Raw genomic sequence first — 23,112 nt, 5'->3', positions numbered from 1 at the left:
GGAACAAGTAATTGCCGTCCGTGGTTACGTCAGAAGTTATAGCTCAGCGTCTGCGCGACGTAGCATGGAGCTATAACCCGTACGTAATTGGGTAAGGGCAGGCTGCGTTCCGGCGCCGCCGCCAGAAGCGTCATAAGAAGGTAGGCCAATGAGCACTGCAACCAACGAAAACAGCACCGGAGCACAGCTCGTCCCCGACGAGGAGCTTCTCACGCATGAGGTCAATCTGACCGATGTCGCGGCAGGCAAGGTCCGTAGCCTCCTCGAACAGGAAGGGCGCACCGATCTGCGGCTGCGCGTTGCAGTCCAGCCGGGCGGCTGCTCCGGCTTGATCTACCAGCTCTACTTCGACGAGCGCCTCCTCGACGGCGACGCCGTCCGCGACTACGACGGCGTTGAGGTCGTAGTCGACAAGATGAGCGTCCCTTACCTGAGTGGGGCCAGCATCGACTTCGAGGACACCATCTCGAAGCAGGGCTTCACCATTGATAACCCGAACGCCGGTGGGTCTTGCGCTTGCGGCGATTCGTTCCACTGACGTGAGCTATCGCCGCATGTCGGCGCCCCTCTGCATGCGTTCCAACGCATTCGGAGCCACGGCGCCGACATGTGCGCGAAAACCGCTTCATAGCGGTAAGCTCTACATCGGGTAGTAAAACTTTTAGTGTGCCCGGTGGCCTTTGGCCTGCCGGGAGACAGCAACAAGAGGAAGGGCCGTCTGTGAGTTCGCAGAACCGAACCGGCAGCCGACGCATAAAGATCACCTCGATCACTGGCTTGGCACTAGCCGGCGCGTTGGTTTTGACCGGATGTTCACCAGAGGTAGAGAAGGGTTGGCTGCCAACTGAGCGCGGCACGACCAACCACACTGACCGGATCATGGACCTCTGGGTCAACTCATGGATCGCCGCCTTGGCAGTCGGTATCATCACGTGGGGCCTTCTGGTCTGGTGCATCATCGCTTACCGCCGCCGCAAGGGCACCATTGGATTCCCGAAGCAGCTCAGCTACAACCTGCCGCTTGAGGTCTTCTACTTGACCATTCCGCTGTTCATGGTGCTGGTGTTCTTCTACTTCACCGACCAGGACCAGCGCGCGATCGATGACCGCTCACAGCCGGCAGACGTCGTCATTGACGTGCGCGGCAAGCAGTGGGCTTGGGACTTCAACTACAAAAAGGGCCAGGTCATCAACGAAGACCTCCACGAGGCCGGCGTTCAGGCTCACCTGACCGGCAACGAGGTCAACAAGGACCTGCTTCCCACGCTGTACTTGCCTGTTGGCAAGTCGGTTGACCTGGAGCTGAACTCCCGCGATGTCATCCACTCTTTCTGGGTCCCGGCCTTCCTGCAGAAGCGGGACATGATCCCCGGCAAGACCAACTACATCAGGTTCACTCCCACCAAGGAGGGCACTTTCGATGGCAAGTGCGCCGAACTCTGCGGTGAATACCACTCCGAAATGCTGTTCCGCGTCAAGGTTGTCTCCGAGTCTGAATTCCAGGACCACATGGACAAGCTTCGCCAGGACGGCAACACGGGCCTGCTCGGTGCGGAATACGACCGCAACCCGGACCTGATCGAAACCAAGTAAGGGGAGCGACGTGGCTACTTACACTCAATCCGCCGGGACCCTAGAGGCTCCCGTAGTTCCTAAATCCAAGGGACGCATAGTCGTCAACTGGATCACCTCCACGGACCACAAGACCATCGGGTACATGTACCTCATTGCGTCCTTCGTGTTCTTCTGCCTCGGCGGCGTCATGGCGCTGCTGATCCGTGCTGAACTGTTCGAACCCGGTATGCAGATCCTGCAGACCAAGGAACAGTACAACCAGATGTTCACGATGCACGGCACCGTGATGCTGCTGATGTTTGCGACACCGCTGTTTGCGGGCTTCACGAACGTCATCATGCCCCTGCAGATTGGCGCCCCCGACGTCGCCTTCCCGCGATTGAACGCGCTGGCCTTCTGGTTCTTCCTCTTCGGCTCCACCATTGCTGTGTCCGGCTTCATCACGCCGCAGGGTGCTGCATCGTTCGGCTGGTTCGCGTATGCGCCACTGTCGAACACCACCTTTACGCCCGGCGTCGGCGGTGACCTGTGGGTCTTCGGCCTCGCACTGTCCGGCTTCGGCACCATCCTTGGTGCCGTCAACTTCATCACCACGATCATCTGCATGCGTGCCCCCGGCATGACCATGTGGCGCATGCCGATCTTCACCTGGAATGCCCTGGTGACGTCCATCCTCGTCCTTATGGCGTTCCCGCCGCTGGCCGCTGCCCTGTTCGCCCTCGGTGCGGACCGCAAATTTGGTGCCCACATCTTCGACCCCGAAAACGGCGGCGCCGTCCTCTGGCAGCACCTCTTCTGGTTCTTCGGCCACCCCGAGGTGTACATCATCGCCCTGCCGTTCTTCGGCATCGTGTCCGAGATTTTCCCGGTCTTCAGCCGGAAGCCGATCTTTGGTTACAAGGGCCTTGTGTACGCAACCATCGCAATTGCGGCGCTGTCCGTCACCGTCTGGGCACACCACATGTATGTGACCGGTTCGGTGCTCCTTCCGTTCTTCGCGTTCATGACCATGTTGATTGCGGTGCCCACCGGCGTGAAATTCTTCAACTGGATCGGTACGCTCTGGCAGGGTTCCATCACCTTCGAGACTCCGATGCTCTGGAGCATCGGCTTCCTGGTGACCTTCCTGTTTGGTGGCCTCACGGGTATTATCCTTGCGTCCCCGCCACTGGACTTCCACGTCTCGGACTCCTACTTCGTGGTGGCACACTTCCACTACGTGGTCTTCGGTACGGTTGTGTTCGCCATGTTCGCCGGCTTCTACTTCTGGTGGCCGAAGTGGACCGGCAAGATGCTGAACGAGCGTCTGGGCAAGATTCACTTCTGGCTTCTATTCCTTGGCTTCCACGGCACCTTCCTGATCCAGCACTGGCTGGGTGTTGAGGGTATGCCCCGCCGCTACGCCGACTACATGCCGCAGGACAACTTCACTTGGATGAACCAGTTCTCCACGATCTCCTCCTTCGTCCTGGGTGCATCCCTGCTGCCGTTCTTCTGGAATGTCTACATCACCTGGCGCAGCAACAAGAAGGTGGAAGTTGATGACCCTTGGGGCTTCGGAGCGTCGCTTGAATGGGCGACTTCCTGCCCGCCGCCGCGCCACAACTTCACATCGCTGCCCCGTATCCGTTCGGAGCGCCCGGCACTGGACCTGCACCACCCTGAGTTGGCCCAGGTCCACACCGCCCAGTCCCCGGACCCCGCAGCAGTGCTGCTAGGCAACGCCGACCAGAAGGACGTTCGCAAGTGAAAATTGAATCGTGGCTCTTTGGAGCAGGAGCATTCTTCTTCATCCCGGTCGCCATCGCCTACGGCTTCCTGACGGAATGGCATGAGTGGGTCGGCGTTCTGGGCATTCTCCTGGTTGGCGGTCTCGTAGGCATGATCGGCGCTTACCTGGGCTTTACTGGCAAGCGAATTGGTATGCGTCCAGAAGACCGCCCTGATGCTGAAATTCACGAGGGCGCGGGTGAACAGGGGCACTTCAGCCCTTGGAGCTGGTGGCCGCTGGTTCTCGGCATTGCATGCGCAAGCGGCTTCCTGGGCCTTGCGGTGGGTTTCTGGATCACCTTCATCGCGGGTGGCATTGCCGTTGTGGCACTGGTCGGCTGGGTCTTCGAATACAGCCGTGGCGACCACGCGCACTAGCAACAAAACAGCATAACGACGACGGGCCCCACCTTTTGGTGGGGCCCGTCGTCGTTGTCTCTATGGGTGGTCGTTGGCCTTTAGATAGTGTCCTGGGCCATTATTGGGGCTTCAGCGGGCGTGAGTGCCCTCCAGCACAGCAGAGAGCCCACGAAGGGCATTGTTGGCGGCGGAGACAGTTTGGCCGTCCTGGAGGCCGTCCAGCGCGACTTCAAGGTGCACCTCGCAGCCATGGCCAAAGTCTTCTGTCATGACTTCCAGGAGGGAGCGTGCGTCTACTGGCGGTCCGTCAGGCTTCCTTATCGTCACTGGCAGGCCTGTCTCAGTTACTGCGCGGACAAATATGGCTGCTGCTCGCGCATGCAGGCCAATCTCTGCTGCGACGAAGGATTTCTGCTCCAGCAAGCCAGCTCCTTTGCTAGGACGGAATATGCGTCCGTGAAATTTGATCCATACAAGCGTAGCCGCTGCTTGGCCTGCTCTCCATATCGAGGACTCCGGCTGGTCTAGACCTGTGCCCTGACTGATCTACCCTTAATGCATGACTCATTTGATGTTGGGCGCTCGTCATGCCTGAAGCCGCGAGTATCGCCGGTGAAATTGACCGGACCAGCAGCACTCCCATTTACATCCAACTCCGTGAGATATTGAGGAGTTTCATAGCCCAGTCATGCCCTCCTGGTTCGTCGTTGCCGTCCGAAAGGGACCTCTCGCTAAGGTTTGGCCTTGCAAGGATGACGGTACGGCAGGCCATTGATGCGCTGGTGGGCGAAGAAGTCATTGAGCGTGTGGTGGGACTGGGCACGTTCGTGAAGAAGCCCAAACTGGATCTTCAAGTGAAGCTGACCTCCTATAGCGAGGAGATGCAACGACGCGGGATGGTTCCGGCTGCCAAGGTGTTGAGTTTCGAACAGATTGCTGCCAGTGCCTTTCTGGCGCGGGAGCTACAGCTCGAGGAAGGCACGCCGTTGGTCCGTTTCAGGCGGTTGCTGTTGGCCGACAACGAACCTATGAGCGTCGACGAGAATTTCATCCCGGCGCACCGTGTCCCCGGACTATTGGATGAGGCGCCGCCCACGTCGCTCTACAACGTCCTCAGCGAACGCTTCGGCCTGGTCATGGAATGGGGAGAGGACATGATTGAGGCAACGGCTGCATCCCCCTCCACGGCAAGGCTGTTGAACGTGGATGTGGGCGCACCCCTGCTGAAGATCCAACGTCATGCCTTCGTGGCCCGCGCAATGGTGGACTACTCTGTTTCGTACTATCGGGCAGATCGCTATAAGCTCATCCATATGGATCGTGCCCTTCCCTGTTTTCAAGCTGGAACTAGTGGCTGAGACTCTTCTGGTCCTCGCTGGCTTCGATGGCCTCGTGGTGGCCATGCGCGTGTGCTGCTTCAAGTTCCGCAGGAGTTGCCGGAGCAACACGGTCTTCAAAGAACCACTTGGAGAGCGCTGCACGCCGCTTTTCCTTGCGGGTTACGACACCGTGTTCGTTCGGCGTCGCGGGCAACGGAACCGGGGATTCGAATCCAACGAGCTTGTAGCGCTTGTACTCGTCCAGGGGAGCGTGTACCTCGATGAACTCACCGTGGGGGAGCCGTACGATGCGGCCGGTCTCACGCCCGTGGAGGGCGATCTCGCGGTCCTTACGCTGCAGAGCGAGTGCGATTCGCTTGGTCACGATGAACGCGAGGATCGGGCCGATGAAGAACAGTGTGCGCAACCAGTACGTGACATCGTTCAGGGATACGTGGAAGTGCGTTGCGATGAGGTCCGAGCCTGCCGCTGCCCACATGACGCAGTACCAAGTGAAGCCTGCAACACCGATCGCGGTACGGGTGGGTGCGTTACGGGGACGGTCAAGGACGTGGTGCTCACGGTTGTCCTTGGTTACCCAGCGTTCGATCCACGGGTACATGAACAGCACGGTGAAGATGATGCCCGCGGGCACGAGTGCCGGCAGCAGGACGTTCAGCGTCAGCGTGTGTCCGAAGATGATGTATTCGAAGTGGAAGTTGTTGATGACGCCAGGCATGAGGCGAAGAGCGCCGTCAACAAATCCGATGTACCAGTCAGGCTGGGTACCGGCGGAAACCGGGGAGGGGTCGTACGGACCGTAGTTCCAGATCGGGTTGATCGTAAAGGCAGCTGCCATAAGGGCCAGGACGCCGAAGACGATGAAGAAGAACCCGCCAGCCTTGGCTGCGTAAACCGGGCCAAGGGGGTAACCGACGACGTTGCCGTCGTTACGTCCCGGGCCGGGGTACTGGGTGTGCTTGTGCACGACAACCATGAACAGGTGAATCACGATCATGAGCAGAATCAGCGCCGGAACCAGAAGGATATGAAGCACATAGAGACGACCAATGATCGCTGTGCCTGGGAATTCTCCGCCGAAGAGGAAGAACGAGATGTAGGTACCAATGACCGGAATGGACTTGATAACGCCATCGATGATGCGCAGACCGTTGCCGGAAAGGAGGTCATCGGGGAGGGAGTAGCCAGTGAAGCCGGCAGCCATGGCCAGAATCAGCAGGACGCCGCCCACTACCCAGTTCATTTCACGCGGCTTGCGGAACGCGCCGGTGAAGAAGACGCGCAGCATGTGGACACCCAGGGAGGCCACGAACAGCAGCGCCGCCCAGTGGTGCACCTGGCGCATGAAGAGGCCACCGCGGACATCGAAGGAGATGTTCAGCGATGAGCTGTAAGCCACGGACATTTCGACGTTGTACAACGGCGTGTAGGAACCCTGGTAGTGGGTTTCAGCCATCGAGGGATCGAAGAAGAAGGTCAGGAAGGTGCCCGACATCAGGAGGATGACGAAGGAATACAGCGCCACCTCACCGAACATGAATGACCAGTGGTCCGGGAAGACCTTGCGTCCGAACTCGCGCAGGATGCCGGAGCCACCTACACGTTCGTCCACGAAATCAGTGAAACGGCCAACTTTGGTCTTCGCTACGAAGGGGGCTTCAGCTGTTGATGAGGCGCTCATGCTCGTCACGCTCCCAGTAACTCGGTCCTACAGGTTCTTTGAAGTCGCTGGTGGCGACGAGGTAGCCTTCTGCGTCAACTGCGATGGGCAGTTGGGGGAGCGGACGGCTGGCCGGTCCAAAGATGACCTTGCATTCCTGCGTGAGGTCGAACGTGGACTGGTGGCACGGGCACAGAAGGTGGTGTGTCTGCTGCTCGTAAAGAGCAACCGGGCAACCAACGTGTGTGCAGATCTTGGAGTAGGCAACAATGCCGTTGTAGCTCCAGTTCTCGCGGCCCTCAGAGGGGTTCAGCGAGTTCGGATCCAGACGCATCAGCAGAACGACGGCCTTGGCCTTTGCGTTCAGTTTGCCCTCGTGAAGTTCGTTGAGGCCTTCGGGAATAACGTGGAAGGCAGAACCGATGGTGACATCCGAAGCCTTGATGGGAGTGCCATCGGGATCGCGCGTCAGTCGTTTGAGCTTGCCACCTTCAGGAGCCCACATGGTGTGTGCGAGCTTGTCATCAGGACGCGGTCCCAGGTCGCCGAAAATAGCGAGAGCAGGAAGCGGGGCAAGGGCAACGGCGCCAAGAAGGGTGTTGCGGATCAGCGGGCGACGCTTAATGCCGGTTTCCTCGACGATGTCGTCGACGATGCGCACCGCAGCCTGGCGATCTTCCTCGTGACGGATAGCGTGGCGCTCTTCCGACACCTCGTGATCCGGCATCAAGGCCTTGGCCCAGTGCACGATGCCGGTGCCGATGCCAAGCATTGCGAACGCCGTACCCAGGCCCAGGAGCAGGTTCTGGGTACGGATGTTTGCAATCGTCGAATCGTCGCCCAAATCGATGGCGAAGTACGCCACCAGGAAGATCAGCGTGCCGATGACAGAGGTGCCAAACAAAATGGCTACCTGACGCTCGGCTCGCTTTGCGGCTACCGGGTCCGTGTCAGCCAGGCGCAAACGATGCGGAGGAAGTCCAGGATCCTGGAACTTCTCCACTTCATTCTGACCAGCCGTAGCTACGGTGCCCGAGTGGTTCGGACTGCCGTCACTATGGTTGCCCATAATTCGCCTCATCCTTCTCTCGTTGTCTCGGCCTGGGCCGAGTTAATTTTCAGTTCGAAACTGCTGACCATGCAGCAGAAGTTTGTTGTTTCGTCCGGACTAGGACGTGCGTGACGTCAGCCAGATGGTGAAGGCGATGATGACGCCCAAGCCGGCAATCCAGACGAAGAGACCTTCAGACACCGGGCCTAGGGCGCCGAGATCGGCACCGCCCGGTGAGCCGTTGGCTTCGATGGTCTTGAGGAAGGTGATGATGTCGCGCTTACCTTCGGGTGAGACGTTCGAATCGTTGAACACAGGCATGTTCTGCGGGCCCGTGGCCATGGCTTCGTAGATGTGCTTTCCTGTGACATCTGCCAGCGCGGGAGCGAACTTGCCGCGAGTCAGGGCGCCACCGGCTGCGGCAGCGTTGTGGCACATGGCGCAGTTGACGCGGAAGAGCTCGCCACCTTTGGCTGCATCTCCCTTTTCGTCAAGGAGGTGTTCTTCCGGAATCGCAGGGCCCGCGCCGAGCGATGCAACGTAAGCGGCCAGCTGGCTGGTCTGCTCCTCGTTGAACTGAACGGGCTTCTTCTGTGCCTGGGGGCCATTCATCTGCATGGGCATGCGGCCGGTGCCAACCTGGAAGTCAACTGCTGCGGCACCCACGCCGACCAGCGAGGGGCCGTCCTTGGTTCCGCTTGCACCCATGCCGTGGCAGGTGGCGCAGTTGGCAGCAAACAACTTGCCGCCTTGCTCTACGTCACTTGCGCTGTAGCTGGTGGTGTCGGCCTTGGCCTGGTTGACAGATGTGGCAACGGCGTACAGCCCACCAGTGAGGAGGAGGCCCATCAGCAGCAGCGCTATGGCTGCCAGTGGGTGACGTCGCTTCTGCGAGAGTGCCTTCACGTGGTGGTTCCTTTATTCGATCCTGCGTCGGCTCCGCGAGCCGCTTCTTGAAATTCTGCCTCTTGTAGAAAAAGAGTCAAAGCCGGGCTACTTCAGGACGTAGATGACCAGGAAGAGGCCAATCCAGACAACGTCCACGAAGTGCCAGTAGTACGAGGTGACGATCGCGGATGTGGCTTCAAAGTGCCCAAACTTCTTGGCTGCAAACGCACGGCCAATGATGAACAGGAACGCGATCAAACCGCCGATGACGTGAAGGCCGTGGAAGCCTGTGGTCATGTAGAAGGCGGAACCGTAGGCGTTGGATGACAGGGAAACGTGCTCTGAGACGAGCATGGCGTATTCCGTGGTCTGTCCGGCTACGAAGAAGGAACCCATGATGAAGGTGAGAACGAACCATTCGCTCATGCCCCAGCGGGTGAACTGCAGGGGTCCGCCGGTGCGGCGCGGTTCAAGGCGCTCAGCGGCGAAAACGCCCATCTGGCACGTGAAGGAACTGGCCACAAGGACGATGGTGTTGACGAGCGCAAACGGGAAGTTGAGCTTGGTCGTCTCCTCGGCCCACATCAATCCTGATGTGGACCGCAGGGTGAAGTACATGGCAAAGAGACCGGCGAAGAACATCAACTCACTGGACAGCCAAACAACGGTTCCAACAGAAACCAGATTGGGGCGGTTCAGCGTCGGGTGCGCCGGGGTACTGGGGGCATGGGTCGCAGATGTCACAAGGACATTATGTCTGTAAAAGTCCAGAGTTCCCAATGCAAACCACCGATTCGGGAGACTTTTTCTACAAAGACGCGAAATCGCGCGGAAAAGTTCCCGGTCCGGTTCACATTGGTCATCGGTGCAGCCCGGTCGATAGCATCAAGGGGTGACTTCTCCGGCATCGGCACCTGCAGCCAGCAATAACTGGCCAGGGCTCATCTCAGCACTGATCAACGGCGACGACCTTGCAGTGGGCAATACTGAGTGGGCCATGAACACGATCATGGCCGGCGAAGCCACTCCCGCGCAGATCGCTGGTTTCCTGGTTGCCCTGCGTGCCAAGGGCGAAACGGTGGAAGAACTGACCGGCCTTGTGGAGGCTATGCTTCAGAATGCCAACCCCATACAGATCTCCGGTGAAAAGCTGGACATCGTGGGAACAGGCGGGGACAGGCTGAACACCGTTAACATCTCCACCATGGCAGCCCTTGTTGCGGCCGGCGCGGGCGCGAAAGTCGTCAAGCACGGAAACCGGGCGGCGTCGTCGACGTCCGGTTCTGCTGATGTATTGGAAGCCTTGGGTGTCCGCCTGGACCTTTCGATTGACCAGGTTGCCCGGAATGCGGAGGAGGCAGGAATCACCTTCTGCTTCGCGCAGGTTTTCCATCCCTCGTTCCGTCATACTGCAGTACCCCGGCGGGAGTTGGCAGTGCCCACGGCCTTTAATTTTCTCGGCCCCATGACGAATCCTGCTCATGTTCAGGCTTCGGCAGTCGGCGTCGCCAACGCCCGGATGGCTCCACTTGTTGCGGGCGTCCTTGCCCGTCGCGGCAGCCGCGGCCTGGTGTTCCGCGGCGACGATGGGCTGGACGAATTGACACCCACGGGGCCATCCACAGTCTGGGAGATAAGGAACGGAACCGTCACAGAACAGGTGTTCTCACCCGCTGAGCTCGGTATCGAACCGTCCACCGTTGCAGATCTGCGGGGCGGGGACGCAGCCGCAAATGCAGTGGTTGTACGTGAAGTCCTTGATGGCAAGACAGGTCCTGTGCGTGATGCTGTCCTCTTGAATGCTGCAGCTGGCCTGGTTTCTGTTGACATGAACGCCGAAGGCGATCTGTTGGAACGGATGCGAGCCGCCTTCATGCTGGCGGCGGAGTCCGTGGACTCAGGTAAGGCCGCTGGTGTCCTGACCAAGTGGATCGCCCTTAGCCAGAGTTCCAAAGACTAGCCACAGCGTCAGCCTCGCAGGCTGTGCTGCCGCCTTGAAGCGGGATCTAGAGGCGTCCTTAAGTCCTATTCGAAGCCGAGGGCAAAGGCCGCGTCGAGATCGTGCTGCGAGTAGGCACGGAAGGCTATGTGGGTAGTGGTGTGGACCACGGAATCCACCTTCGACAGGCGGTCAGCGATGACATCCGCGAGGTCTTCATGCTTGGACACTCTGGCTACAGCGATCAGGTCCCATTCTCCAGTGACGGAATAGACTTCACTGATGCCCTGGATGGCTGAAATCTGCTCGGCGGTTTCCGGAATGCGCGAAGCATCGGTCTTGATCAGGACGAAAGCGGTGATCACGTGGGGCCTTTCCGGAAAACCTTCATTGCGGACGAACTTCAGCCTAGTACATGGGAGATGAAGGGACCCTTTCAGGCTTTGGAATGGCGTTTTCGTGACGCCCGCAGAATTAACGCGAGAATGGCGCGGAAGCCGAGCAGGAAAACGCCCAGGCTGATAAGTGCCACGATGACAAAGGGCAACACCACCGTCTGGCCAGTCACCGCCCTGAGCAGCATGCCGATCATTACCGCACCGATCCAGACGCAAATGCCCGAAGGCCAGAGGGCATAGGGCGCACGCCAAACCCTTGCGACCAGCCAGGCAACGCCCGCACCAGCGAGGAAGGGCCAGGCCGTGACAAAGGCGCCCGTGATGATGTCTCCCCGGGCATGGGCGTCGCGGCCGATCGCGGCGAAGACAAGAATCAACACGAGATCGGCGGCGGCAGCAGGAATCCAGGATCTAAGCGATGAGGGCATGGTCTGACACTATCCGGGCGGAAGTGCGGGCGCGAAGTTGACGTCCCCCAGATTCTCTCTTGCGCTTGATTTCTGCTGCGGCCACGATGACTGGCAGGAACAAAGGACGCACCCCAATTACTGGAGGAGATCATGCGATTCGTTCAAGTAGCCCAGCACGCCGAAGACCTGAAGAGGGCTGCGGCCTTTTACGCTGCATTGCTGGGCGCCGAGCCCAAAGCCTTGTTTGACCCTCCTGAGCTCCTCTTCTTTGACGTGGGCGGCGTGCGGCTTCTCCTGGAGAAAGGGGCGCCGTCGTCCCTGCTCTATTTCGAGGTTGGAGACCTTCACGGCACAGTGGCGGCATTGAGGAGCAAAGGCGTCAAGATCATTTCGGAGCCTCACCTGATCTTCACCCATGAGGATGACCTCCTCGGACCGGCAGATTCCGAGGAATGGATGGCGTTCATTGAGGACAGCGAGGCAAATACGGTAGGCCTGGTCAGCCGGATCAGGACGTCTGGCGACTAACCCTGGCTCAAGGAGTGGCCGCCGATGGCTGGTGCGTACAGCGGATGCGGCGACAGCCGCCGTTGGCGTTGTGTGGGCGAACCCACACGACTAGCCTCGGTCGGGGGACAAGTGGTTCCTCACGATCCTGGAGGACTTGCAGAATGCAGAAGATTTCCACCTGTTTGTGGTTTGACGGCCGCGCGGCTGAGGCGGCGGAGTTCTACACGTCGACATTTGAGGATTCGTCCATCCTGGCATCGATGCCGGGACCAGGCGGACAGGTCCTAACCGTGGACTTCGAGATTGAAGGACGGCAGTTCATGGCTTTGAACGGGGGACCGGCTTTCACCTTCAACGAAGCAGTTTCCCTCGTGGTGAACTGCGATTCGCAGGACGAGGTGGACCAGTACTGGAACGCGCTCTTGGAAGGAGGGGGAGAAGAAAGCCAGTGCGGATGGCTGAAGGACAAGTTTGGCTTGTCGTGGCAGATCGTCCCTGCTGGGATGCAGGGTCTGTTGAATGGTCCGGACCCAGCGGGTTCCCAACGTGCAATGGAAGCCATGTTGAAGATGCGGAAGCTTGATATCAACGTTCTGCAAAAGGCCTACGACGGCGACTGAAAGTTTGGGGGACAGGCGCCATTGGGCGCTGCTAGCATTACCGCACGGTGACGTGCGCACCTATCACAACCATGAGGAGAACTGACTGATGACAACCCGCCTCAACCCATATATCTCGTTCCGCGACAATGCCAGGGACGCAATCAACTTCTACGAGTCCGTCTTTGGCGGAGAACTGACGCTCAGCACTTTTGGCGAATACCAAGCCAGTGAAGACCCCGCCGAAGCGGAGAAGGTCATGCACGCGATGCTGGTGACACCCAACGGCCTGACCTTGATGGCGGCCGACACACCCAATGGAATGGACTACAACCCTGGCAACAACATCTCGGTGTCGCTCAGCGGTCAGTCCGAGGATGAAGCCGAGCTTCGTGGCTACTGGGACAAACTAGCCGACGGCGGCACCGTCACCATGCCGCTGGAAAGCGCACCGTGGGGTGACACCTTCGGGATGTGTGTGGACAAGTTCGGCATAGCTTGGTTGGTCAATATTGCAGGAGCGCAACAACAGGAGCAGTAGCAGTCGCGCGGAATAATCAAACGAACGAATGCCTCGTCCGACTCGTTGGACGAGGCATTCACGTGTCCGGCTTACATAATGCGGCGGCCAGAGGGATCCAGCCGGACGCCAACATGCTTTGGCGTTCGCAAGACGACTGAACGGTCCATGATCTCCACCATGGGCAACTTTTCACCCAGTTGCCGTTCGAGAATGGTCATGTCCTCAAGGCGGCGAAGCCACACCGAGATCACAATCGAATACAGACCGCCTGTGGTGACGACCAGACGCACTTCTCCGAGACCGACCAACCGGCCCCCCACTGCCTCCACCTGCGTGGCTGGGACGCGGAGGAAGTACCAAACGTTTACGGGCCAAGGCGACAATGTACGGGCGATTTCGAGCCGGACAACGATCCGATCCTGGGCCAGGGCCGCGCTTAAAGCGGCTTTCGCACGCGGAGGGCTGATTCCCAACTTTTGGGATATTTCAGTTATCGAGGCTCGACCATCAGAGCGCAGGATCCAAAAAAGTTGCTCTTCCAGATCTGCGGATGCGCCTTTCGCGGCGGGACTTGGTTGAGGTGCTTCGCGCTCTATGAGTTTTACCTCGTCGTCCCGCAAGGAGCGCAAGCGCCAAGCCCGGGCGTCCGCAAGAAGGTTGATACCGGGATGGGTTCTTGTACTGCGAATTCCTTTGACGGCTGGCAAGCGGTCCAAAATGAATCGTCCGAGGGAGGCTTCATCGCGGCTCACGACAGTGATGACCATGTCCCTGCCACCTGCGGTGTGATCCATTGAGAGCACATCCGGATCGGCCGCAAGCTCTTCGGTCACGGTTGCCATGCTGGCAGGCGCGCACTCAACTTCCACCAAGGCAAAGGCGACTTTGGAACCGAGGCCACGGTAGGTCGCTACCCATGCCAGCCCTTCCGCGGAAAGAAAATTCCAGCGCCGGGCCAAGGTGACGGCATCGGCACCAACGGCAGGTGCCAAGGCTGTCCATGGTGCGCGGGGGCGGATTTGAAGGGCATGCAGGAGCCTGAGATCCCGTTCATCAAAGTCGAAATCCTGCATGGAACATCTACTTCCAACAAATTGCCTGCGTTTTGAGTGTGACCAATCACTTGCTGCCTAGATTCTAGGCGTCATCACTCAAACACTCTGGAAGGCAGCCATGCTTGCTCCCGTCCTGCCGTTCGGCCGCGTCCAATCTTCCACGACGGTTCAGCAAGTACAAGTGCTACTGAAACCTGCACAAAGTCAGCAGGGGAGGGGAGTGGGCACACATGCGTTAGTTGCTGGCGAGAGTGACACATACCTGGTTGCTTCCGTGCGCGGGGGAGACTCCGGATCCTACGAGGAACTTTTCCGCCGGCATCAAGTCATTGCCACTTATGTTGCCCGGACTGAATCGGATAATCCAACGGACGCTGACGACGTGGTGTCCGAGGCGTTTGTAGCGATCCTAAAATCGCTGCTTCAGGGCAGTGGACCGGTGGACTCGTTCAGGTCATATCTGTTGACCACCGTTCGGCGTATGTCGCACCGCCGCAATTTGCAGAGCAGGCGAGCAGCGGCGACGCTGAACAGCGCTGCAGGTGAAGTGGTGGTTGGCAATGATGATCCTGTTGTCAAAGACTTCGAGAATACGATCCTTATGCTGGCTTTCCGTTCCTTGCCATCCCGCTGGCAGGCCGTACTTTGGCATGTGGACGTTGAGGGCATGAAGCCGGCTGCAGCGGCACGGGCTATGGAACTGACTCCAAACGCTGTGTCGTCATTGCTCATCAGAGCGCGGGAGGGTCTCCGTCAGGCATACCTGCAGGAACATGTGAAGGGCGCTGCCACCGACCCCTGCGCAGACTTCTCGCGCTATCTAGGCAAATACGTCCGAAGTGCCGTGCGCCAGGCCACCCAGGAGAAAGTGCGCCGCCACTTGGACGACTGCCTCCGTTGCACAGGGGTATTGGCTGAATTACGGGAAGTTCAGTCAGGAATGAAACAGGCCGGGTCGCGTGCTGGATAGGCCTTAGTGGGTGGGTGGGCTCCGCCCCTTAAGGGAGTTGACTCTGGGTCTATCGTCTGGAGACCGCCGTACGGAAGGGAGGAGTCATGCGCAAATTGATCTATGGCATGAATCTGACCCTGGACGGATACCCAACGCCACCCCGGCGGAGAATGAATTCGCGCGCAACTGGCGGGACCCGCCGAAGGTGGTGTTTCTCCTCGACGATCGACAAGGTCGACTGGAACACCCGCCTGGTCAGGCGCGACGCGATCGCCGAGATCGCCCGGCTCAAGCCCGAGGACGGCGGCCCGATGAGAGCCGGTGGCGCAACACTCGCCGCGGCGACCAACTTCGATGAATTGTGATTCGGCTTCGATTTCTTCTCTCTTGCTTGGACTTCGTAAAGAGGCTCGAATCCCGGGGGAAGATGAGCTGCGCTCGTTGGTTGAGGGCTGACATCTCAAGGTATGGGTTCACCACCGCCAGCGAGGCAACGCCGCCGCGACACCGGCGCTTAATGCCACCGCGACGCAGAAAGCCGCTTCTATCTTGGGGCGCTGGTGCCGATGAGCCGAAGAGCGTAGCGTCTTATCAGATAGGGGGTTCGCAGGGAATCCGCTGTGGTGTGCCGTTTGGTTTGATTTATCCCGTGAAGGGTCCGTGATGGCTGGATGGAATGTTGACACTGCTGCAGGACCCTCCGGGCCTGGTTCGGTCACTCTGGTGGAAGGCACCTCGTTCTGTATATCAGCGGCCAACGGCGATATTCAACCCCAGTTTCCACACGGGGTTTTCGTCGAGGACACCCGAATCCTGTCCTGCTGGCATGTGCTCATCAACGGCGCCTCGCTGGAGCCGCTGGGGGCGAAGACGAAGGAACCCTACCGTGCTTTGTTTATCGGGCGGGTCCCGCGGCCAGATGGATACGCGGACAGCCCGCTGATCGTCGAACGCCTCCGCGAAGTCGGTGCCGGCATCCTGGAACAGATTATTGTCCGAAACTACTCGCCGTCCAACGCCGAATGTGTTCTTACCCTTCACGTAGAGGCGGACTTCGCGGACCTCTTCGAAGTGAAAGAGGCACGCATCCAGCGGCGCTGGGAAGAGTCCCGTGAAGTAGCGGGTGAGTCGCTAATTATCAGGGCCGTCTGGCAGGACATTCAGAAGGGTGTTGTGGTGGCCGCCGACGGGGCCGACATAACCTCCGAGGAGCTTGTCTACCGATTCAGTGTTCCCCCRCATGGACAGTGGAGTACCGTGTTAAGCGTCACAGCCTTCGATGGCGGAACCGGCTCCGCCGAACGTTTTATTCGGCCGGATGAAGGCGAAATGTCTCCTCGTGACCGGCGCCGCCAGGAGTGGGTATCCAAGATCCCCGTACTACACGTCAGCAACCCGTCAATCGAACGGACACTCAGGCGCAGCTACGACGACTTGGGCGCTCTGCGCATTCAGGATCCTGACCACCCCAACCGAATCGTAGTGGCTGCTGGCGCCCCATGGTTCATGACTTTGTTTGGCCGGGACTCGCTCTGGGCGTCCCTTATGGCACTGCCCGTTGATCCATCCCTGGCCTTCGGCACCATCCAGACTTTGGCCGACCGTCAGGGCCACGTGACGGATGAGATGAGCGAGGAGGAGCCGGGCAAAATCCTCCACGAGGTCAGGTTTGGCGTATCCAGCGGGCTGGCATTGGGCGGGAAAGCCACCTACTTCGGCAGCGTCGATGCCACACCGCTTTTTGTCGCCCTGTTCGGCGAGGTCAGCCGCTGGGGATTCGCATCAGAAACCATTGCCGGCCTTCTGCCACATGTTGACCGGGCGCTGGACTGGATCCGCCAGTACGGGGACAAGGACGGCGACGGTTTTGTCGAATATTCACGGCTCAATGATCACGGCCTGATCAATCAGGGATGGAAGGACTCGTGGGACGGTATCAACTTCGCCGACGGCCGCATAGCTCAGCCACCTATCGCTTTATGTGAGGTGCAGGCCTACGTCTATGGGGCCTATCTGGGCCGGTCGTGGATAGCTCACGAAGCCGGAGACTTGGACCTTGCGGCCGAGTACCGGGAGCTCGGGGCGCGGCTGAAGAAGCAGTTCAACGAACAGTTCTGGCTTCCTCACCGCGGTTACTACGCTATCGCCTTGGACCGCGACAAACGGCCGGTTGACGCATGTGCTTCCAACATGGGGCAATGCCTTATGTTTGGGATCGTTGACAACGACAAGGCCGCGCTGGTGGCTGACCGGCTGATGTCCCGCGAAATGTTCAGCGGCTGGGGCGTGCGAACGTTGGCCAGCAACATGGGCGCATATAACCCTGCCAGCTATCACAACGGATCAGTTTGGCCCCACGACAACGCGATCATCGCGGCGGGCCTCCTTCGTTACGGCTTTATCGAGCAGGCGCAGCGGATCGCCACAGCGCTGTTCGAGGCGGCGGAGTACTCCGAGGGGCGGTTGCCCGAATTGTTCTGCGGCTTTGGCCGCGATCAATTCGACGAACCCCTCCCATACCCCACGGCATGCTCCCCGCAGGCCTGGGCGGCAACCACGCCAATCCACCTGGTCAAGAGTTTGATGGGTTACCACGTCGACGTCTTGCAAGGCGGGGTTTGGTTGGATCCCGTGCTCCCGAAATCGTATGGCGACCTCCATCTCACCAACGCCCCCCTGGCAAATGGCAGGATCACAATTGATATCTCTGATTCGACCACAGCCGTTCACGGACTGCCCGAGGGCATGATCTTCCACCGCGGAATCCGGCCCCGGGTGACCGACCTGGTGGAGAAGGTCAAACCCCAGCGGTGATCTGGTCTCGGCATGTCATGCCTTCCTATAAGCCCCTCGGGTCCTGAATGGTGCCCCCGTTAGGCGGCCGATGACGTCGGCCTTCGCCCAAATGGAATTTAGGGAATAAAAGGGCCGTTTCCGTAGGTTGCCGGAATACATCGCCGCTGGCTAGTTTGAAGACGCCGGCCGCGTCGTGCTGTTTGGCGAACAGACGGTGAGGTGCCGTAAACGTTGCGATTTTGATGATCCGGGTGATCATCCGACACCTCACCGCTGGAATATAGAGGCAATTAGGACTGCCAGCTACACGGCACGCTCCTCGTGCCCGTTGTATTCGCCCAGAGGGCGGATGAGGGAGTTGGACGACTGCTGTTCCATGATGTGGGCCGTCCAGCCGGTGATACGGCTGGCGACAAACAGGGGAGTGAAGGTCGCGGTGTCGAAGCCCATGAGGTGGTAAGCGGGGCCGGCGGGGTAGTCCACGTTGGGTTTGATGTTCTTGGCCTCGTCCATGGCCTGTTCCAGGCCGTTGTAGAGGCCCAGGAGTTCGGGCCGGCCGTAGTGGGCGATCATCTTGTCCAGGGCCTCTTTCATGATGGGCACCCGGGAGTCGCCCTGCTTGTAGACACGGTGACCGAAGCCCATGACCTTCTTCTTCCGGGCGAGGGCGTCTTCCATCCAGGCCTTCGCGCGGGCGGCTGCTTCCTCGAGGGATTCCTGGGGGCGGATGCCGATTTCGTCGAAGGTGTACATGACCGCTTCGTTCGCGCCGCCGTGCAGCGGGCCTTTGAGCGCGCCGATGGCTCCGGTGACCGCCGAGTGAAGGTCGGAGAGGGTCGAGGCGATGACGCGGGCGGTGAAGGTGGAGGCGTTGAAGGAGTGTTCGGCGTAGAGGATCATCGAGACGTCAAAGGCCTTCACGACTTCCGGGACCTGTTCTTCGCCGAATGTCATCCAGAGGAAATTGGCAGAGTAGCCAAGGTCGTCACGAGGCTCGATGGCGCCCTGCCCATGGCGGCGGCGCTGGTCATAGGCAACCACGGCAGGCATTGCGGCCCACAGGTCAATCGCCTTCTTCATATTGGCCTCAGGAGATGAGTCCTCCGCCAGTTCATGGCGGGCGCCGAGCACCGAGGCCGCGGTGCGGCACACGTCCATCGGGTGGGCGTTCTTGGGCAAGGCGTCGATGATGGCTTGGAGTGTAGGGGCGAGTGCCCGGCCGGCCCGTTCGAGTGCAGTGAACTCCACCAGTTGCTGCTGGGTGGGCAGTTCACCGTTCCAGAGCAGATAGGCGACCTCTTCGAAGCTGCATTTGGCCGTGAGTTGCTGTACCGGGTACCCGCGGAATAACAGTGAATTCGTTTCAGGGTTGACCTTTGAGACGGCGGTGAAGTCCACCACAACGCCGGCCAGGCCCTTTCTAATCTCGGTGTCAGTCATGCTGAACTCCTTTGCAGTGTTTGCTCTAGTGGATGTCTGGAATCTGTATACATAGGCTCTATTTAAATCCAAAGTAAATGCCGAGCAGCCAAATCGGCATCTATGTAAATCAGGCCGGTTCGGCATTCGTTTCGCAAAATTGAGCGCTACAACTTAAGCCTGGTCCTATGGGTCTAATCTGGGCATCCGTCTCATTCCTTATGTCCTTGCCCGCGGTCCAACAGTTCGTGGCCGTGGTGGGGCGCGAACTCATGTCGGTAGTGAAGGCCAATCCAAGGAGATGCGTTGAATTCATCAATGTTGAACGCTTCTAGCTCAATCCGCGCTTTTGGGTAGTGCACCTTATCGGGCGCCCCTGACCCAAAGATAGGCTGATCAGGGCTATTGAAATTAAATCGACGCCACAGCATGGTCTCTTCCCGTCTTGTTGGGGTCACTGAATTGGATAACCAACGGAACATCATGAATCGTTCGTTCGTCTGGGACCTAAAGGTCCTGATTTCCGCTAGAAGGCACGAAGGATGTCTTCGACGCGTTGTTTGGCGTCGCCGAAGAGCATTTGGGAATTGTCCCGGAAGAACAGGGGATTCTGCACGCCGGCGTAGCCGGCGGCCATGGAGCGTTTGAAGACCACAACGTTTCCGGCTTCCCAGACCCGCAGGACGGGCATGCCTGCGATGGGGCTTCCCGGGTCTTCGGCTGCGGCGGGGTTGACGGTGTCGTTTGCGCCGATGACCAGGACCACGGAGGTGGCGCCGAGGTCGTCGTTGATTTCGTCCATTTCCAGGACGATGTCGTAGGGGACTTTTGCTTCGGCGAGGAGGACGTTCATGTGTCCGGGCAGCCGCCCGGCGACGGGGTGGATGCCGAAGCGGACGTTCACGCCGCGTTCGCGGAGTTGGTGGGCGAGTTCGGCGACCGGGTACTGGGCTTGGGCGACGGCCATGCCGTAGCCGGGGGTGATCACGACGGACGAGGCGTTGGTGAGCATTTCCGCGGTGGCCTCTGCGGTGGTTTCGCGGTGCTCGCCGTAGTCCGTATCGGTTTTGTTCGGTGCGGTGATGCCGAAACCGCCGGCGATCACGGAAATGAAGGACCGGTTCATGGCTTTGCACATGATGTAGGACAGGTACGCGCCCGAGGAGCCGACCAGGGCTCCGGTGATGATGAGCAGGTCGTTGTTGAGCAGGAAGCCAGCGGCGGCTGCGGCCCAGCCGGAGTAGCTGTTGAGCATGGACACGACGACGGGCATGTCGCCGCCGCCGATCGAGGCCACCAGGTGCCAGCCCAGCCCGAGGGCGAGCAGGGTGACGATGATGAGGAGCCAGAGCTGGGAGTCGTTGACGTACCAGACGGTCAGGGCGATGAACGCGGCGAGAGCGCCGAGGTTGATCTCGTTCTTGCCCGCCAGCATCAGGGGCGAGGACTTCATCCGGGCGGAGAGTTTCAGGAACGCGACGATCGAGCCGGTAAAGGTCACGGCCCCGATGAAGACGCCGATGAAAACCTCGGCGTGGTGAACATCTTTCAGGGCGCCGGTCAGTTCCGGGGCTTGGAGGTGTCCGTTCCAGCCGACCAGGACCGCGGCGAGGCCCACTGAGCTGTGCAGCAGGGCGATGAGCTCGGGCATCCCGGTCATTTCCACGACCCGGGCCCGCCAGAGCCCGATCGCGCCGCCGATGATGACCGCGGCCAGGAGCAGGCCCAGGCCAGTCAGTGCCTGCCCGGTACCCCAGGCGTCCTGGACGGTCAGCCACACGGTCGCGGCCAGGGCAATAACCATGCCGGTGATGCCGTAGATGACACCTGCCTTGGCTTTCTCGTGCTTGCTCAGCCCGGCGAGGCTGAGGATGAACATCAGGGCCGCGACGATGTACGCCGCCCCTGCGATGGTCTCGGCGGTCAACGGACCGGAGGCGGTGTCAGACACGGTAAGGCTCCTGGTAAGTGTTGCTGCTGCTTCGGCTACGGCGCTCATGAACGGGCCTTCTCACCGCGGGAGAACATGACCAGCATGCGCCGGGTGACGGCGAAGCCACCGAAGATGTTAATGCTGGCCAGCAGGACCGCGATGGCGGCCAGGGCCTGCGTGACAATGTTGTCGGTGGTGACCTGCAGCAGGGCACCGACGACGATGATCCCCGAGATCGCGTTGGTCACCGACATCAACGGGGTGTGCAGGGCATGGTGAACCTTCCCGATGACGTAGAACCCAACCACCACCGAAAGCATCAGCACCGTGAAGTGCTGGGGCAGCGGCGCCGGGGCGACCGCGTTGACCACAAACAATGCTGCGATGCCTGCAGCGAACAGACCTGCCTTGCCACCCGCGCCGAGGCCCTGTTTCTTCTTCGGGGCACTGGTTTCTTCAGCCGCGGTCTGGGTCTGTGCCGTCGGGGCGGCGGAGACCTGGACCGGGGGCGGCGGCCAGGTCTTCTCACCGTCCCGCACCACGGTCACGGAGCGTTGAACGACGTCGTCGAAATCGATCCGCAGGACCCCGTCTTTGTCCGGGGTGAGGAGCTTGAGCAGGTTCAGCAGGTTCGTCCCGTACAGCTGGGAGGCCTGGGCGGGCAGCCGTGAGGGGAGATCGGTGTAGCCCAGGATTACGACCCCGTTGTCCGTGACGATGCGTTCCCCGGCGACGGAGCCTTCGACGTTCCCGCCCTGGCCGGCGGCCATGTCCACGATGACGCTGCCCGGTTTCATGCCCGCGACGTCCCCGGCGGTGAGCAGCTTCGGTGCCGGCCGGCCCGGGATCAGGGCCGTGGTGATGATAATGTCCACCTCCGCCGCCTGCTCGGTGTAGATCTCCGCGGCGCGGGCGTTGTACGCCTCCGACGTTGCTTTGGCGTACCCATCGGAGGATTTCATCTCCTCCTCCACCTCAACCTTGAGGTAAGTACCGCCAATAGACTTCACCTGGTCAGCCACCTCGGGCCGCGGATCGGTCGCGCGCACGATCGCGCCCAGGCTGGAGGCCGCACCGATCGCCGCGAGGCCGGCAACACCGGCGCCAGCGACCAGGACCTTCGCGGGCGGGACCTTGCCCGCCGCGGTGACCTGCCCGGTGAAGAACCGGCCGAATTCGTGGGCGGCTTCAATGACGGCCCGGTACCCGGCAATATTCGCCATCGAACTAAGCACGTCCATCGACTGTGCCCGGGAAATACGCGGCACGGCATCCAACGCCAGCGCAGTGATCGGCCGTTCCGCCAGGGCCTCCACCAACTCCGGCCGCAGGCCCGGGCTAAGGGAGCCGATCAGCGTCGCGCCCTCGGTAAGACGGGCGATCTCTTCCTGAGTGGGCGGGTTCACGCGCAGCACGACGTCGGCACCCCACGCCTCATCCGCACCCACAATCAGTGCGCCGGCCTCTTCGTAGGCTTCATTACGGAACGACGCGCGCTCCCCGGCACCCTTCTCGACCACCACCTCGAAGCCCAGCCCCAGCAACTGCTTCACGGTGGCAGGCGTTGCCGCCACCCTCGTCTCGTGACCCAACTCGGCCACGATGCCAATACGTGTCACTATTTTCTCTTTCTAAGATTTGATGCCGGTAAATGCTGATGCCTCAGCCGACACTGTCAACGTCCCGGAGGTTTGGCTTGGAATTGAAGCCCGTGCCCCAGGACAGGATCGCCACGTGCGGTGCGGGACGAACGGAGGTAGTTGTCGATGAACGTGGTATCGCATCCAACCTCATGGTATCGTATTCATAAGTTTTTGGGTTGTGTGGCTGTCTGGGTTGTTTCGGGCGCTGCGCACGATGAGTTAAGTCGAGGTGGAGTCTTGTCAGCGAGGACGGAAGAGATGTTGAGCGTGCCTTCGGAGGCGGTGGATGTT

Annotated in this window: 22 protein-coding genes and 1 pseudogene; 12 read left to right on the top strand and 11 right to left on the bottom strand. The window is 60.1% G+C overall.

What is annotated here, in order from left to right:
* Nucleotides 1–148 precede the first annotated feature (148 nt).
* From AC1DCM_RS19655 to AC1DCM_RS19640, 4 genes are all read left to right on the top strand, one after another.
* The gene (locus AC1DCM_RS19655) at nucleotides 149–538 is read left to right on the top strand and encodes a HesB/IscA family protein (protein WP_442005656.1); all 390 of its coding nucleotides are present in this window, start codon (nucleotides 149–151) and stop codon (nucleotides 536–538) included.
* Nucleotides 539–720: 182 nt separating this feature from the next.
* Nucleotides 721–1,593, top strand: a complete 873-nt coding sequence (gene ctaC, locus AC1DCM_RS19650; RefSeq protein WP_442005655.1) for an aa3-type cytochrome oxidase subunit II — start codon at nucleotides 721–723, stop codon at nucleotides 1,591–1,593.
* A gap of 10 nt (nucleotides 1,594–1,603) precedes the next feature.
* Nucleotides 1,604–3,325 carry an aa3-type cytochrome oxidase subunit I gene (gene ctaD / locus AC1DCM_RS19645; protein WP_216925611.1) on the top strand — a complete coding sequence of 574 codons (1,722 nt, stop codon included), beginning with the start codon at nucleotides 1,604–1,606 and terminating at the stop codon, nucleotides 3,323–3,325.
* Nucleotides 3,322–3,723 carry a cytochrome c oxidase subunit 4 gene (locus AC1DCM_RS19640; protein WP_442017777.1) on the top strand — a complete coding sequence of 134 codons (402 nt, stop codon included), beginning with the start codon at nucleotides 3,322–3,324 and terminating at the stop codon, nucleotides 3,721–3,723. Before ctaD ends, AC1DCM_RS19640 begins: the two co-directional genes overlap by 4 nt.
* Nucleotides 3,724–3,834: 111 nt before the next feature.
* Here the strand turns inward: AC1DCM_RS19640 and AC1DCM_RS19635 are convergent, their stop codons facing one another.
* Nucleotides 3,835–4,128 (bottom strand): HPr family phosphocarrier protein, encoded by a 294-nt coding sequence (locus AC1DCM_RS19635; protein ID WP_477519420.1) that lies wholly within the window; start codon nucleotides 4,126–4,128, stop codon nucleotides 3,835–3,837.
* Nucleotides 4,129–4,292: 164 nt separating this feature from the next.
* On the opposite strand from AC1DCM_RS19635, the gene AC1DCM_RS19630 reads away from it, so the two are divergent.
* Nucleotides 4,293–5,063 carry a GntR family transcriptional regulator gene (locus tag AC1DCM_RS19630; RefSeq protein ID WP_477519419.1) on the top strand — a complete coding sequence of 257 codons (771 nt, stop codon included), beginning with the start codon at nucleotides 4,293–4,295 and terminating at the stop codon, nucleotides 5,061–5,063.
* On the opposite strand, the gene qcrB is transcribed toward AC1DCM_RS19630, so the two are convergent.
* The 4 genes from qcrB to ctaE all read right to left on the bottom strand — a co-directional run bounded on the left by qcrB (nucleotide 5,053) and on the right by ctaE (nucleotide 9,388).
* The gene (qcrB, locus tag AC1DCM_RS19625; protein WP_442005652.1) at nucleotides 5,053–6,726 is read right to left on the bottom strand and encodes a cytochrome bc1 complex cytochrome b subunit; all 1,674 of its coding nucleotides are present in this window, start codon (nucleotides 6,724–6,726) and stop codon (nucleotides 5,053–5,055) included. The genes AC1DCM_RS19630 and qcrB overlap by 11 nt on opposite strands.
* Nucleotides 6,704–7,774: a cytochrome bc1 complex Rieske iron-sulfur subunit gene (gene qcrA / locus AC1DCM_RS19620; RefSeq protein ID WP_216925616.1), complete on the bottom strand. Its 1,071-nt coding sequence runs from the start codon at nucleotides 7,772–7,774 to the stop codon at nucleotides 6,704–6,706. Before qcrA ends, qcrB begins: the two co-directional genes overlap by 23 nt.
* 99 nt (nucleotides 7,775–7,873) lie before the next feature.
* Nucleotides 7,874–8,662, bottom strand: a complete 789-nt coding sequence (qcrC, locus tag AC1DCM_RS19615; RefSeq protein ID WP_442005650.1) for a cytochrome bc1 complex diheme cytochrome c subunit — start codon at nucleotides 8,660–8,662, stop codon at nucleotides 7,874–7,876.
* 87 nt (nucleotides 8,663–8,749) lie between these two features.
* Nucleotides 8,750–9,388: an aa3-type cytochrome oxidase subunit III gene (gene ctaE, locus AC1DCM_RS19610; RefSeq protein ID WP_442005649.1), complete on the bottom strand. Its 639-nt coding sequence runs from the start codon at nucleotides 9,386–9,388 to the stop codon at nucleotides 8,750–8,752.
* 148 nt (nucleotides 9,389–9,536) lie between these two features.
* Here ctaE and trpD point away from each other — a divergent pair, with 148 nt between their 5' ends.
* Nucleotides 9,537–10,604 (top strand): anthranilate phosphoribosyltransferase, encoded by a 1,068-nt coding sequence (gene trpD / locus AC1DCM_RS19605; RefSeq protein ID WP_477519418.1) that lies wholly within the window; start codon nucleotides 9,537–9,539, stop codon nucleotides 10,602–10,604.
* Nucleotides 10,605–10,669: 65 nt separating this feature from the next.
* On the opposite strand, the gene AC1DCM_RS19600 is transcribed toward trpD, so the two are convergent.
* Both AC1DCM_RS19600 and AC1DCM_RS19595 read right to left on the bottom strand, forming a co-directional pair.
* Nucleotides 10,670–10,948: an Lrp/AsnC family transcriptional regulator gene (locus AC1DCM_RS19600; RefSeq protein WP_223932953.1), complete on the bottom strand. Its 279-nt coding sequence runs from the start codon at nucleotides 10,946–10,948 to the stop codon at nucleotides 10,670–10,672.
* A gap of 71 nt (nucleotides 10,949–11,019) precedes the next feature.
* Nucleotides 11,020–11,409: a DUF3054 domain-containing protein gene (locus AC1DCM_RS19595; RefSeq protein WP_442017783.1), complete on the bottom strand. Its 390-nt coding sequence runs from the start codon at nucleotides 11,407–11,409 to the stop codon at nucleotides 11,020–11,022.
* Nucleotides 11,410–11,541: 132 nt separating this feature from the next.
* Between AC1DCM_RS19595 and AC1DCM_RS19590 the strand changes: the two genes are divergently transcribed.
* From AC1DCM_RS19590 to AC1DCM_RS19580, 3 genes are all read left to right on the top strand, one after another.
* Nucleotides 11,542–11,919, top strand: a complete 378-nt coding sequence (locus AC1DCM_RS19590) for a VOC family protein (RefSeq protein ID WP_477519417.1) — start codon at nucleotides 11,542–11,544, stop codon at nucleotides 11,917–11,919.
* Nucleotides 11,920–12,062: 143 nt separating this feature from the next.
* Entirely contained in the window at nucleotides 12,063–12,521 is a 459-nt protein-coding gene (locus AC1DCM_RS19585; RefSeq protein ID WP_477519416.1) for a VOC family protein, read from the top strand.
* 88 nt (nucleotides 12,522–12,609) lie between these two features.
* The gene (locus AC1DCM_RS19580; RefSeq protein WP_431115320.1) at nucleotides 12,610–13,041 is read left to right on the top strand and encodes a VOC family protein; all 432 of its coding nucleotides are present in this window, start codon (nucleotides 12,610–12,612) and stop codon (nucleotides 13,039–13,041) included.
* A gap of 71 nt (nucleotides 13,042–13,112) precedes the next feature.
* Here the strand turns inward: AC1DCM_RS19580 and AC1DCM_RS19575 are convergent, their stop codons facing one another.
* Nucleotides 13,113–14,096: an Lrp/AsnC ligand binding domain-containing protein gene (locus AC1DCM_RS19575; protein WP_477519415.1), complete on the bottom strand. Its 984-nt coding sequence runs from the start codon at nucleotides 14,094–14,096 to the stop codon at nucleotides 13,113–13,115.
* Between the two features lie 202 nt (nucleotides 14,097–14,298).
* On the opposite strand from AC1DCM_RS19575, the gene AC1DCM_RS19570 reads away from it, so the two are divergent.
* From AC1DCM_RS19570 to AC1DCM_RS19560, 3 genes and pseudogenes are all read left to right on the top strand, one after another.
* Nucleotides 14,299–15,048: an RNA polymerase sigma factor gene (locus AC1DCM_RS19570; protein WP_477519414.1), complete on the top strand. Its 750-nt coding sequence runs from the start codon at nucleotides 14,299–14,301 to the stop codon at nucleotides 15,046–15,048.
* Nucleotides 15,049–15,178: 130 nt separating this feature from the next.
* A pseudogene (locus AC1DCM_RS19565) lies at nucleotides 15,179–15,374 on the top strand (dihydrofolate reductase family protein); the annotation flags it as partial.
* 319 nt (nucleotides 15,375–15,693) lie between these two features.
* Complete coding sequence (locus AC1DCM_RS19560; protein WP_477519413.1) at nucleotides 15,694–17,844, top strand: amylo-alpha-1,6-glucosidase; 2,151 nt, start codon at nucleotides 15,694–15,696, stop codon at nucleotides 17,842–17,844.
* 285 nt (nucleotides 17,845–18,129) lie between these two features.
* Here the strand turns inward: AC1DCM_RS19560 and AC1DCM_RS19555 are convergent, their stop codons facing one another.
* The 3 genes from AC1DCM_RS19555 to AC1DCM_RS19545 all read right to left on the bottom strand — a co-directional run bounded on the left by AC1DCM_RS19555 (nucleotide 18,130) and on the right by AC1DCM_RS19545 (nucleotide 22,797).
* On the bottom strand, nucleotides 18,130–19,266 hold the full coding sequence (locus tag AC1DCM_RS19555) for a bifunctional 2-methylcitrate synthase/citrate synthase (RefSeq protein ID WP_477519412.1): 1,137 nt from the start codon (nucleotides 19,264–19,266) through the stop codon (nucleotides 18,130–18,132).
* Between the two features lie 505 nt (nucleotides 19,267–19,771).
* On the bottom strand, nucleotides 19,772–21,244 hold the full coding sequence (gene pntB, locus AC1DCM_RS19550; protein WP_477519411.1) for a Re/Si-specific NAD(P)(+) transhydrogenase subunit beta: 1,473 nt from the start codon (nucleotides 21,242–21,244) through the stop codon (nucleotides 19,772–19,774).
* Nucleotides 21,241–22,797, bottom strand: a complete 1,557-nt coding sequence (locus tag AC1DCM_RS19545) for a Re/Si-specific NAD(P)(+) transhydrogenase subunit alpha (RefSeq protein WP_477519410.1) — start codon at nucleotides 22,795–22,797, stop codon at nucleotides 21,241–21,243. Before AC1DCM_RS19545 ends, pntB begins: the two co-directional genes overlap by 4 nt.
* Between the last annotated feature and the right edge of the window lie 315 nt (nucleotides 22,798–23,112).

It is taken from the genome of Paenarthrobacter sp. 10N417 (genome assembly GCF_056394745.1).
The sequence above is the reverse complement of the archived record's forward strand: the minus strand, read 5'-3'. Positions and strand labels throughout refer to the sequence as shown.